Genomic DNA, 12,562 nt, shown 5'->3' with positions numbered 1-12,562 from the left:
GAGGTGCTCCTCGGACAGTGGAGGCGAATCTACAACGAGGTCCGGCCCCACAGCGCCCTCGGCTACCGCCCGCCAGCGCCTGAGGCGATGTTGCCACGACTGGCGTTCAGCAGTTCCGCCGGACTAACATAGCGAGTGGTACAAAGTCTGGGGGCAGGTCATTAGCGACGTCTTCTCTAATTGAAGGTGTGGAGAACATGTGGGTTTGGTTAGGGAACTGCCGCAGGGCGACTTAGGTAAACCTGGCGGCCTCCAATACTAGGGAAAAGTAAGGCATGGGTGCCCAACGCCGACTGGCTCCAGGAAGGCGGCCTCTGCCGTCCTCTGCTTTCCTCCCTTTGTAGACCCGTCGTACAATACCCCCGATTCACGGTAGAGGTCGGCTTATGCTCTGAAGCATATTGTGCCCGCGCCGCCAAGGCCGACCCGCCTCCGTAAAGAGGCGGCCCAGAGGGCCGCCTGAAAGATAACCCGTGCAAGAGACCAACGGCTCCACCCCAGGCCCCCAGCGTCTCGGCATCGTCACCCAGGGCTCCCTCACCAAGGGGATAGACGTCAAGCTGGACGGCGATGTCTCTATAGAGGAGATCGCCGTGGGGCGATTCGTCACTATCCAGGGCGCATCCCGGCGCTTCTTCGGCGTCATCACAGACGTCACCCTGGCCCATACGGACGATAGGCTCGCCCAGAACCCGCCGGACGTCTCCGACCCCTTCATCGCCCAGGTCGTCTCCGGCACCGCCGCCTATGGCCAGCTCCACGTGACCCCGTACCTGATGCTGGGCGCCGATGTGGAGGGCCAGGGCCCCCTTCCCGCAAAGACCGTCCCGCCCCACTTTGCTCTGGTGCGCACCAGCGACCCTGAAGAGGTCCAGCTTATCTTTGGCGATAAGGATGAGCGGCACATCTGGATCGGCAGTCCCCTGGACATGGAGGAGGCCCCCGTCTGCCTCGATATCGAAAAGCTGACGGAGCGCAGCGTCGGCGTCTTCGGCAAGACGGGCACCGGCAAGTCCTTCCTCACGCGCATCGTCCTGGCGGAGATCGTCCAGAAGGCCAAGGTCGTCAGCCTTATCTTCGATATGCACAGCGAGTACGGCTGGAGCCACCGCAGTGAAAGCAAGACGGAGGTGAAGGGCCTCAAACAGCTCTTCCCGGCGAAGGTAGCCGTCTTCACCCTGGACGAGGCCCATACCCGGGGCAAGGGCGCCAGCGCCGACTACGTTGTCCAGATCCCATTCGATGAGGTGACGGGCGCGGACATCGGCTCCTTGGCGGGCGTCCTCGGCCTCAACGAGACCCAGGTCCAGCTCGCCGAACGCCTGGAGCGCAAGCTCGGCAATCGGTGGCTCATGACCTTCCTGGCCACCGATTCCACGGAGGACATGACGGGCCTCGCCGGGGGCGCGGAGCACGAGCAGACGCTTTCCGCCCTCCACCGCAAACTGCAAAAGCTCCACGCCTTCGACTTCCTGAAAGAGAAGACGCCCGACGATACCGTTCGCCGCATCATCGAGTACCTGGACCGCGGCACTCACGTCGTCCTGGAGTTCGGGAAGTATCGCAACAACCTGCCGGCCTACATCCTGGTGGCCAACCTGCTGACGCGACGCATCCACGAGAAGTACGTGGAGCGCACGGAGGCGGCCCTGGGCAGGAAGGGCGCGGAGCCGAACCACCTCATCATCGCCATAGAGGAGGCGCACAAGTTCCTCAGCCCCCAGGTGGCGCCCCACACCGCCTTCGCCACCATCGCCCGGGAGCTGCGCAAGTACAACGTCACGCTGCTCGTCATTGACCAGCGCCCCAGCGGCATAGACCGGGAGGTCCTCTCCCAGGTGGGCAGCAAGATCACCTGCCTCCTGGAAGACGAGCAGGACATCGAGGCGGTGCTGGCCGGGCAATCGGGGGCGCGGGAGCTGCGGGCAGTCCTGGCGAAGCTGGAGACCAAGCAGCAGGCCCTCATCTTCGGCCACGCTGTCCCCATGCCCGTCGTCGTCCGCACGCGCACCTACGATAAGGAGTTCTACGCCTCCCTGGGTGTGCTGGACGATGCCGAGCGCAAGGCCCGCGCCAAGAAGGACGCAGAAGAGTTGTTCAGATAGGCAGCAGCTCATGCTGCCAGGGGTCGCAGGCCCCGGTTTCGCAGCGGCTCGAATGCCTCCTTCGGCTGCAGGCGGGTATCGGTTGGGAATCGTTATGCGGACGGCTCGACGGTTGTGCCATGGATAAACGCGTCCAAGAGAGGTGCGAGCGTTCAACGTGCCGTGGGAGCGGGCGGCTCTTAGAGCACGCCCCTACCAGTAATCGGCGCAAGGCATCGCGATAGCAGTCTCGCGACTTCCCCACGGTGCCTTCGGCGACTCGAGTCAGCCGGTCACGCCCGCGTGTGAGTGGATGCGGCGCAGGTTGAGCCCACGCCAAAGCATGTCGGATCGCGATCCTCCTTCCGCGTCGGCGCCTGGGCCAGTTGTCGGTTGCGGAGCGAAGCCTGGGGTCCCGCGCGCGCAGGCCAGGTGGACGCCCCGGAGCCGTCCGCACAACATTTCGCACAAGCGAAGGACATATCGCCATACATCCTTTCACTATTCATTATGAGCATCTTCGTCAAGTGGCGCAGCGGACACGAGAATGACCCAGGCCGTTTGTCGCCCTGGGCGCCTTTATCTGCAAGGAAGCGGCGGATCTACGAATCCCATCCCTGGGTTGTCCCTGCTCAACGCAAGGCCTCGGGGTTCCAGCTGCTCCGCGACCCACTCGCCCCTGCGCCCGTGGTACAATCTCACGCGGCCTTCCGCACCATCACCACACCAGGAATCAGCTATGGCTATCCCCCTTCGCGTCGGCCATTCGCCGGATGCAGACGACGCGTTCATGTTCTACGGCATCGCCAAGGGTGTCGTCTCGCCGGGGCCGTACAAGATCGTCCACGTCATCAAGGACATCCAGGCCCTGAACGAGTTCGCGCTCAAGGGAGACCTGGAGGTGACGGCCATCTCCACCGCGATGTATCCCAAGGTGGCGAACAGGTACCGCATCCTCTCCTGCGGCGCGTCCATCGGCCGCAAGTACGGCCCCGTCATCCTTGCCAAGCCGGGGGCGCTGGGCAAACCCGGCTCCAAGCACGCCGGCGACCCGACGCCGATCCTCAAGGGCAAACGCATCGCCATCCCTGGGGAGAACACCACGGCCTACCTCCTGATCCGCATCTTCGTCCCCGGCTTCGTCCCCGTCATCATGAACTTCGACGCCGTCCTTCCCGCCCTGGAGAAGGGCGAGGTGGATGCCGCGCTAGTCATCCATGAGGGCCAGGTGATCTGGAAGGACAAGGGGTATGTGAACCTGCTGGACCTGGGGGAGAAGTGGTTCGAGGCGACGAAGCTGCCGATCCCGCTGGGCCTGGACGTTGTCCGCCGCGACCTGGGGGAGCAGGCGATCCAGTTCATCTACACGATGCTGTACGAGAGCATCATGCTGACGCGCAAGGACGAGGACGGGGCACTGGACTATTCGATGCAATACGGGCGCGGCGTAGACCGAGAGACGATCCGAAAGTTCGTGCGCATGTATGTGAACGAGGATACCGAGCAGATGGGGCAAGAGGGGAAGCGCGCCCTGGAGACGCTCTTCGCCAAGGCGAAGGAGCGCGGCCTGATCGAGAAGACACCGCCCCTGGACATCGTGGGGCTCAAATAAGCGGGCCGCGCTCTCCGATGCAAGGGACAGAGCCCTGGGGAACGGGAACCACGGCCCCTACCGGGATGACGATCTGATGCAACCGCTGGAAGGCGTCCGCATCATTGACCTTTCGGGCCTGGCGCCCGGGCCCTTCTGCTCCATGGTCCTCTCCGACCTGGGGGCCGATGTAACGCTCATCGAAGCGCCGCCTGAGACGCGCAACACAGGCCCCTTCGACCCGAACAAGGACCCGGTGCGCGAGGCGGCCTTCGACCCCTTCCGCCGCAACAAGCGGAGCATCGTGCTGAACCTCAAGCAGCCATCGGCGCAAGAGGTGGTCCACCGGATGGCGAAGCAGGCCGATGTCTTCATGGAAGGCTTCCGCCCCGGGGTGACAGCGCGGCTGGGCGTGGACTACGCGACGCTGAGGAAGCACAACAAGGGCATCATCTACTGCTCGCTCACGGGCTTCGGCCAGGACGGGCCCTACAAGATGCTGCCGGGGCATGATATCAATTACCTGGCCATCGCCGGGGCGCTCAGCGTGATCGGGGGGCCGGAGGGCAAGCCCGTGGCGCCGTACAACATCATCGCCGATTTTGCCGGGGGCGGGCTCTTCTCCGCGGTCGCCATCCTCTCGGCGCTGTGGGCGCGGCAGAAGACGGGCGAAGGCCAGCAGATAGACATCTCGCTGACGGACAACAGCGCCTACCTGATGGCGCAGCCCGCCTACGACCACTTCAGCCACGGGACGCAGATCCGCCCGGGCAGGATGCGGCTGAACGGCGGTTTTCCCGATTACGATACGTTCATCTGCAAGGACGGGAAGTATCTCTCCGTGGGCTGCCTGGAAGTGAAGTTCTGGGAGAACCTTTGCAGGGCCCTGGGAAAAGAGGAGTTCATCGCCGCGCGCCCCCCGGGCGATAAGCCGGAAGAGGGGTCGCATATCCGCGCCGAGCTCACGCGCATCTTCCTCACGCGCACCCGGGACGAGTGGTTCGCCTACCTGTTCGATAAGGACGTGGCGGTGGCGAAGGTGAATCAGGTGGAGGAGATGGCGAACGACGCGCACCTCCAGGCGCGGAAGATGATCGTGGATGTGCCTGGGCCGCGGGGGCAGACGTACCGGCAGGTGGGCATCGGTCCTCGCCTGAGCGCGACGCCCGGGAAGATCCGGAGCGCCGGCGTGCCTCCGGGAGCGAGCACGAGGGAGGTCCTGGCGGAGCTGGGGTACAGCACGTCCGATGCAGCGGCGCTCCTTGCCAGCGGCGCGGCGGTGCAGGGCTAGCGGAGCATATCATCGAGAGTGAGACGTATTCCAAGGAGCGGCTGAAGCGCACGTCCGGGCGGTGGCATGACGCCACGATGAGCGGACGCACCTTTTGCCTGCCTGCGGGGCATCCGCTGCCCGCGATGGTCTCCCTGCCGGAGGAGATTGCCAAGGCCTACCGAGAGTCGGAGACCGGGGCCTTTCTGTTCTGGAGCCAGGCGGAGTCCAAGCTGGTCATCCCGCCGTTCCCCGTCGAGCGGTACAAGGAGCAGGAGGGATGGCACATCGGACAGATGCACAGCCTGCTAGACAAGCCCCGGCGGACGGCGCTGGCGCTGGTGCGCCTGGGGGGATTCGCCATCGGCGTCTTTGAGGGCGAGCGGCTGATTGCATCCAAGGTAGACGCGCCCTTCGTGAAGGGGCGTCACCGGGCGGGGGGAAGCTCCTCCGGGCGCTTCGCCCGGCGGCGCGAGGGGCAGGCGCGCTCCTTGTACGATAAGGCGTGCGAGGTCTTTCGGGCCATCGTTGAGCCGCACCGGGCGGGACTGGACCACCTGGTGCTAGGCGGCGACCGGATGACCCTGGTAGACTATGAGAAGCGGTGCGGCTACCTCTCCACCTTCCGCTCGATACGCCTGCGCCGGGTGCTGCACGTCCCGGACCCCAGGCAGGCGGTGCTGGAGAATGCCATCCAGCTAGCCTACATGAGCCAGGTGATCACCTTCACGCCGCCGAGGCATTGAGATAGAAGTTCAGATTCCCCCTCCCTTCCATTCTCTCCCGCCGAGGGAGAGAGGTTGTGCAGAAAGCAGACAGGCTCCAATAAAGCCGGGGCACAGCACGTCTTGAGGCGCTCTTACGCAATTCTTGCAAAGCCGCCAAGCTCCGGAACGAAGGGCCGTGCTAGAATCGGCGCGCCGGACGTCCCGACCAGGGGAAAAAGATGCCACGTACAAGAAAGCGCATAGGGAAAAAGGCGGGCATGCGAGCGGTCCGAGCGGCCGAGCCGCAGGATAGCCAGACAGACTTGCTGAGCCGGCTCGCCAGGCATATGGGCGAGACGCTGGACGTGCAGCAGGTCCTCCAGTCCGTCATTTCAGACGCCTGCCAGCTCACCGGCGCGAAGTACGGGGCGCTCGGCATCTTTGACGAAGCCGGGCGCATCACGCAGTTCATCACCCACGGCATCAGCGATGAGATGCGACGACACATCGGGCATCTGCCTGTAGGCAAGGGCATCCTGGGCCTCTTGCAGCGGGAACCCAAGCCCTTGCGGTTGAACAATCTCACGAAGCATCCGCAGTCGGTCGGCTTCCCGGCAAACCACCCCAAGATGAAGAGCTTTTTGGGCGCACCGATCCGCCTGGGAGACGCCTCGTTCGGGAATATCTACCTGACGGACAAGGCGGGGGGCCGCCCTTTCACGGAGCGCGACGAACACCTGCTGACGCTCTTCAGCAGCCATGCGGCAGTAGTCATCCGAAATGCGCGCTTCCATACGAGCGTGGCAGAGGCGATGCGGCAGCTCGAGACGATCATGGACCTTTCGCCAACCGGGGTGATGTGCATCGAGGCGAAGACGCAAAAGACGCTCATCATCAACCAGGAGGCGAAGCGTATCCTGGGGGTCACCGTCAAGCCCGGGGAGGTCTTCCCCATCGGCAAGACGGGGATCGAGACGAGGATGCCGGACGGGCGGAAGTTCGACGCCCATGAGCCAACGATGGCACGCGCGCTTTCCCGGGGAGAACGCACCATCGCTGAGGAGATGCGCCTGGTCTTTCCCGATGGACACAGCACGCTGGTGGTTATCAACAGCACGCCGCTCTTCAACGCGCGGGGGGAGGTGACGTCTGTAGTCTCCACGATCATGGATCTGACGCCCCTGGAAGAGACGGAACGGGAGCGAGGCGAATTCCTGGGGATGGTGAGCCATGAGCTGAAGACGCCGCTGACGGCGATCAAGGGGTCGGCGGCGACGGCGCTGGGCTCCAAGCGGCCCTTGAACCCGGATGAGACGAAGGAGCTGTTCAGCATCATTGACGAGCAGGCGGACCGCCTGCGCGACCTGGTGGACAACCTGCTGGATATGAGCCGCATCGAGTCGGGAACGCTCTCCGTGTACCCCGAGCCGGTGGAGCTGAGCGCGGTGATCAAGGAGGCGCTGGGTCAGTTCACCCACAGCGCCCCGGGACGCGACGTGCAGGTGCAGACGGACGGGCTGCAAGCGTGGGTGACGGCGGACAAGCGCCGGATCGTTCAGGTGTTCACCAACCTGCTGACGAACGCGGCAAAGTTCTCTCCGGACGGGAGCCCCATCGCCATCACGGCGACGCAGGACGGCCAGGCCGTGGAGATCGCGGTGCGCGACGTGGGGCGCGGAATCCCGCCCAGCAAGATCGGCAACCTCTTCCGGAAGTTCTCCCAGGTACACAGCGATGCGAAGGGCAACCTGGGCGGCACGGGGCTTGGGCTGGCGATCTGCAAGGGCATCGTGGAGGCGCACGGCGGACGCATCTGGGCGCGGAGCGAAGGCGAAGGGAAGGGCTCCTCCTTCAGCTTCACGCTACCCTTGGCGGCGGCGCAGGGAAAGACACCGGAGCAGGAGCCGGACCAGACGAGCGTCACGAAGCGGGGGGAGCGGACGCGCATCCTGGCGTTGGACGACGACCCGCAGATCCTGCGGCTGGTCCGCCGGGTGCTGGACGAGGCGGGGTGCAAGCCAGTCCTGGCGCGCGGCGTGGACGAGTTCTTCACACTGCTGGATGCAGAGCAGCCGGACCTCTTCCTCTTGGATATGAACGTCCCAGGAGCGACGGGACTGGACTTACTGAAGCGCATCCGGGAGGGATCCGGCAGGCCGGTCATCTTCCTGACGGCAGTGGACAGCCCGGAGATAAAGGCGAAGGCACTGAAGGCCGGGGCGGACGACTACATCACCAAGCCCTTTTCGCCGATCGAGCTGACGGCGCGGATCGAGGCGGCTCTGAGGCGGCACTCCATGGGCGATGTGCTGGACGCGCGGCCGCCCTTCACGTTGGGAGACCTGGGGATCAACTTCGGCGAGCGGCGGGTCTCCGTCTCGGGAAAACCGGTGCGGCTTTCGGCGACGGAATACAATATCCTGTACGAGCTCGCGACGAACGCGGGGCGGGTGCTGACCCACGACCAGATCCTGCACCGGGTCTGGGGCCCCGAATACTCGGGGGAGACGGAGCTGGTGCGCTCCTTTGTGCGCAACTTGCGCTCCAAGCTGCATGACGATGCGCGAAACCCGCGCTATGTGCTGACGGAGCCGCAAGTGGGCTACCGGATGCCGAAGGGGTAGCGGCAGCACAGACGCGAGAGAGACGTTACGACGGCTCTCCCACACCCTTCCGGTGCTTTTCGGTTCCTCTTCACAGGTTCTTCACGTCCATTCCGAGTCGCTTCACAGGACTTTTATGTCACGGCCGTATTTTCTCGCTTGTAAAGCGCTAGGCATCAAGGAGGAGGAGTCCTTATGGGCAAAGAGAAAAGGGAAAAAGAGTCGAAGAAGCTCGCGGTCACGAAGCGCCTCTCGGAGACGCCGATTTCGCCGTTCCACGATCTTGATGAGTTCTTCGATAGGGCGATGGGCGGCTGGCCTTTCGAGCGACCCGGATGGCTCACGCGCCGCTTCGGCGACCTGCGACTGGGCAGGCATGCGTGGGCGCCGCGAGTTGACGTGCTGAAGAGCGAAAAAGGGGTCACGGTGAAGGCCGATCTCCCCGGGTTGAAGGCGGAGGATATCAAGGTGGACGTGCAGCACGGGGTGCTGACGATCAGCGGCTCCCGGGAAGAGGCGAAGGAGACGAAGGAGAAGGACTACTACCGGAGCGAGCGTTTCTCCGGGTCGTTCTCGCGAAGCATCGCGCTGCCGGAGGGCGCAGAGGCAGACAAGATTTCGGCGGACTATAAGGACGGGGTGCTGGAAGTGACGGTGCCTACATCAGGGGAGGCGGGCAAGGCAAAGGCGATCCCGGTGCAGCAGAAGCAGTGACGGAGCACAGCGGTAACTCTCGCAGTGGGAGTGATTAGGTGGCCCGCGTGACGACGGTACTGATCGTTGAGGACGACAAAGGCGTGCGACGGATGCTCCGGTTCGCGATGCGGGAGGCCGGGTTCGACGTGGTGGAGGCGGCGAACGGCATCGAGGGGCTGGCGCTGCTGGACACGCAGGGCGTTGATGCGGTGGTGCTGGACCTGGCGCTACCCGGGGAATCGCAGGCGGCGATGCTGAAGCGACTGCGGGGGCGGGAGCGCAAGCCGCCCGTGTGGGTGGCGGTTTCGGCGATGGACGAGCGAGAGGCGGAGACGAAGTTCGGGCGGCTGGAGGGCAGGCTGATCGCGAAGCCGTATAACCCGTGGCAGGTGATCGGTGATATCAAGGCGATGCTGGTGCAGCGGGACGGCAGAGCCGGATAGCGAGGACGGCGATGATTTACCTAAAGGCGTGTTCGAAGTGCGGAGGAGACGTCTATCTGGACCGCGACCTCTACGGGTCGTTGATGGCGTGCTTCCAGTGCGGCCATACGCTCACCCGTGCCGAGGAGCGCAAGGCTATGGCGACGGCAAAATCGGCGACAAAGCCGAGGGTGAAGGTAGGAACGGCCTAAGGCGGCAGAACTTCTCAGGGAACAAAAAGGGGACGGCCTGAAGGCCGTCCCCTTTTTTACGGCTTGCGGACGGGGTCAGCGACGAGCTTGAGGAAATCGTGGCTGGCGATGATGCCGACGAGGCTCTCGCCACGGAGGACGGGGAGGCGACGCACCTTGTTGCGGAGCATGAGGGAGGCGACTTCGCCGATGGGGGCGCTCTCCTGGACGGCGACGACGGGCTTGGACATGACATCTTTCACAGGGCGGCTACGAATCATCGCAGCAACTTCGTCCATGTTGCCCGGAGTGGCCCACGCGCCCAGCAGGGTGTAGAGGGGCTCTTCCGTCATGGGAAGGCGGCGCTCATGGAGGCCGAAATCGGTGTGGGTGATGATGCCGACGACTTTTCCCTTCTGGTTGACGACTGGCAAAGCGCTATAGCCCTTATCCAGCATGAGTCGCGCCGCCTGACCGACGGTCGCGTCGTCAGGGATAGAGACGACGGGGCTATTCATGATGTCGCGAGCGAGTTTCATGGAAGGCCTCCAGCGATAACCCCGTCGCACGTTACAATACAACACCCTCGCTAGCCCGACTCATGCGGATAATCACCCTCTCCTCTCGGGCTACGCTCGAGTTCCTCTCCCATCAAGGGCGAGGAGATTCACCCGCAGCCCGTCATCTCCAAGCAAGATCAAGCGACGGTTAGAACTGCCACCACTCGAACCACTTGCCCATAGGCATCTCTAGGATAACGACATCGCGGAGGCGGCCGTCCATATCCTTGGCGTGGCCGGGCAGAAGGCCGACGCGGACGAAGCCGACGTATTCTGCAGCTTTGATGGCTTGGTCTTCCTTTTCGGCCACGGCCTCGATCTTTACGCGCTCGATGCCGTTGGCGTTGGCGACACCCGCCAGCTCATGGAGGAGCAGGGTACCGAGGCCCTTCTGGCGATAGATAGCGTCAACAATGATGCGGATCTCGGCGACGTGGCGGCGGGCGCTGGCGCGGGTGCGGTGGAGGGTCCCATCGCCGACGACGCGGCCGCCGGCCCAGGCGAGGATAGGGAGCGCGCGGTCGTAATCGAGCTCTTGGATCCATTTCTTGATGACCGAGGGGCTGGTGACGTCTTCCTTGAGGTAGTAGCGATCCTCGGCAGGAACGCGCTTGAAGAAGGCGATCAACTCTTGCTCATCGGCAGCGACCATGGGCCTGAAGGTGATCTTGGTGCCATCGCGGAGACTGATGTCCTTGGGAAATGCAGTGAGTTTGTAGATGTGCTGCTTGCTCATCGGTTCTCCTTGTACGTTTGCTGTGTTCCGCTTTCTCGGCCGCCGATCGGCGGCCAGGGAATCCATCGGTAGCGCTATGGGCGCAAGATGAGGACGGGACGCGACGAGGCGCGGAGGACGCGGTCGGCGACGCTGCCGAGGACGAAGCGGCCGACGCCGGAGCGCCCGTGGGTGGACATGACGATGAGGCTCCCGGGCATCTCAGCGGCGTAGTCCAGGATGCTGTTGGCGGCGTCACCGCGGACGGCCTTGGTGACGACCTTCACGCCACGGGACTTGAGCGCGGCGGCGCGCTCTTTGAGGTATTCGGTGGCGGAGTCCATCATGTACTCGTTCATGCGGGGGTCGTAGGACTGTGGGTCAACGCCGGCGAAGGCCATGGATGCCGTGGGAACGACGCGGATGAGGGCGACGGAGAGGGCAAGGCGGCTGGCGAACTCTTCCACGGTGGCGAGGACGGATTCGCCAAGCTCGGAGCCGTCTAGGGGGACGACGGCGACGCGGAGCGCGCCGTTGGCAGCCCGTTTGGCTTGGGGCTTGTTGAGGAGCATGGGCAGGCCAGTGGCATGGATGACCTTGTCCGTGGTGCTGCCATAGACAAGCCGCCCGATGCCGGAGCGGCCGTGGGTGGACATAGCGATGAGGTCGCACTTTTTCTTTTTCGCCAGGTTCACGATCTCATCGGCGGGCTTGCCGGAGAGCTCCAGGCTATCGGCGGCGATACCGGCATCCTTGAGGTTGCCGACGATACCATTGAGGTAGGCGGAGGGAAGCGCGCCCTTGAAACGGGCTTTGGCCACGGCGGGGTTCTCTTCGGGATTGGAGACGTAGAGGACAGTGACCTGCGCTCTGCCGGCCTTGGCCAGATCCTCCACAAAGGGGATGATGCCTTCGCTGAGGTCTGAGCCATCGAGCGCCAGCAATATCTTCTTGAACACGTCTGCACCTCTCCTAGCCGGATAATGACCGCGAGCGGCCACGGCCACACATGCTACACCTTCACGGCAACCCTAGATTACGAGGCTGACGTGAGTAGCCCGTGAAAAGGGGAGGAGCGTTGCATGAAAAAGGCGTGAACGCACGCTTGGAGAGGCCATGGGTGACCTCCGGCGGCTTCTTACAGCACAGAGGGGGCTATGCTAGAATGATGCACCAGACTCACCCCTGATTGAGAGCCTGCCCATCACCATGTCCGAACGCATCTTCATCGGTGTTGCGTGGCCGTACGCCAACAGCTCGCTGCACCTGGGGCACGTGGCAGGCGCCTACCTCCCGGCGGATATCTTCGCGCGGTACCACCGGCTGAAGGGGAACCGGGTGCTGATGGTCTCCGGCAGCGACCAGCATGGGACACCTATCACGGTGCGGGCGGAAGAGGAGAAGATCAGCCCGCAGCAGGTGGTGGACCGCTACCAGCCGGAGTTCCTGGACTGCTGGCAGCGGCTGGGCATCAGCTTTGATCTGTTCACCCACACCAGGACGGAGAACCACCAGCGCACCGTCAATGAGATCTTCTTGAAGCTCCTTTCCCAAGGGCATATCTACAAGAAGACGATGTCCATGCCGTATTCCACGGTCTCCAAGCGGTTCCTGCCGGACCGCTATGTGGAGGGCATCTGCCCCAACTGCGGCAAGGACGGGGCAAGAGGCGACCAGTGCGACAACTGCGGCAAGACGCTGGACCCGAAGGACCTCAAGAATA

At 63.9% G+C, this 12,562-nt stretch carries 13 protein-coding genes; 10 read left to right on the top strand and 3 right to left on the bottom strand.

The features are described from left to right. The 9 genes from FJ039_11560 to FJ039_11520 form a co-directional block, all read left to right on the top strand. Window positions 1-132, top strand: a 132-nt coding sequence (locus FJ039_11560; protein MBM4406788.1) for a transposase, incomplete at its 5' end; no start/stop codon positions are given. 341 nt (window positions 133-473) lie between these two features. Then, complete coding sequence (locus FJ039_11555) at window positions 474-2,105, top strand: ATP-binding protein (GenBank protein MBM4406787.1); 1,632 nt, start codon at window positions 474-476, stop codon at window positions 2,103-2,105. A gap of 526 nt (window positions 2,106-2,631) precedes the next feature. Then, complete coding sequence (locus tag FJ039_11550; GenBank protein MBM4406786.1) at window positions 2,632-3,696, top strand: ABC transporter substrate-binding protein; 1,065 nt, start codon at window positions 2,632-2,634, stop codon at window positions 3,694-3,696. Window positions 3,697-3,772: 76 nt separating this feature from the next. Further along, window positions 3,773-4,966, top strand: a complete 1,194-nt coding sequence (locus FJ039_11545) for a CoA transferase (GenBank protein ID MBM4406785.1) — start codon at window positions 3,773-3,775, stop codon at window positions 4,964-4,966. 77 nt (window positions 4,967-5,043) lie between these two features. Then, complete coding sequence (locus tag FJ039_11540) at window positions 5,044-5,691, top strand: hypothetical protein (GenBank protein ID MBM4406784.1); 648 nt, start codon at window positions 5,044-5,046, stop codon at window positions 5,689-5,691. A gap of 200 nt (window positions 5,692-5,891) precedes the next feature. Then, window positions 5,892-8,276 (top strand): response regulator, encoded by a 2,385-nt coding sequence (locus FJ039_11535; GenBank protein MBM4406783.1) that lies wholly within the window; start codon window positions 5,892-5,894, stop codon window positions 8,274-8,276. 174 nt (window positions 8,277-8,450) lie between these two features. Then, the gene (locus FJ039_11530; protein MBM4406782.1) at window positions 8,451-8,969 is read left to right on the top strand and encodes an Hsp20/alpha crystallin family protein; all 519 of its coding nucleotides are present in this window, start codon (window positions 8,451-8,453) and stop codon (window positions 8,967-8,969) included. A gap of 47 nt (window positions 8,970-9,016) precedes the next feature. Then, window positions 9,017-9,394, top strand: coding sequence for a response regulator transcription factor (locus tag FJ039_11525; GenBank protein ID MBM4406781.1), 378 nt, complete (start codon window positions 9,017-9,019; stop codon window positions 9,392-9,394). A gap of 11 nt (window positions 9,395-9,405) precedes the next feature. Next, a complete protein-coding gene (locus tag FJ039_11520; protein MBM4406780.1) occupies window positions 9,406-9,585 on the top strand; it encodes a hypothetical protein in 180 nt (59 codons plus the stop codon). Window positions 9,586-9,641: 56 nt separating this feature from the next. Here the strand turns inward: FJ039_11520 and FJ039_11515 are convergent, their stop codons facing one another. From FJ039_11515 to FJ039_11505, 3 genes are all read right to left on the bottom strand, one after another. Then, complete coding sequence (locus tag FJ039_11515; protein ID MBM4406779.1) at window positions 9,642-10,103, bottom strand: CBS domain-containing protein; 462 nt, start codon at window positions 10,101-10,103, stop codon at window positions 9,642-9,644. Window positions 10,104-10,272: 169 nt separating this feature from the next. Further along, window positions 10,273-10,926: a GNAT family N-acetyltransferase gene (locus FJ039_11510; protein ID MBM4406778.1), complete on the bottom strand. Its 654-nt coding sequence runs from the start codon at window positions 10,924-10,926 to the stop codon at window positions 10,273-10,275. Between the two features lie 8 nt (window positions 10,927-10,934). After that, entirely contained in the window at window positions 10,935-11,846 is a 912-nt protein-coding gene (locus tag FJ039_11505; GenBank protein MBM4406777.1) for a universal stress protein, read from the bottom strand. 202 nt (window positions 11,847-12,048) lie between these two features. Between FJ039_11505 and FJ039_11500 the strand changes: the two genes are divergently transcribed. Beyond that, window positions 12,049-12,562: class I tRNA ligase family protein (locus FJ039_11500; protein MBM4406776.1), on the top strand; the 514-nt coding region annotated here is incomplete at its 3' end.

This window comes from Chloroflexota bacterium (genome assembly GCA_016875535.1).
GTDB lineage: Bacteria > Chloroflexota > Dehalococcoidia > SHYB01 > SHYB01 > VGPF01.
This window is presented reverse-complemented; position numbering and strand designations above follow the sequence as displayed.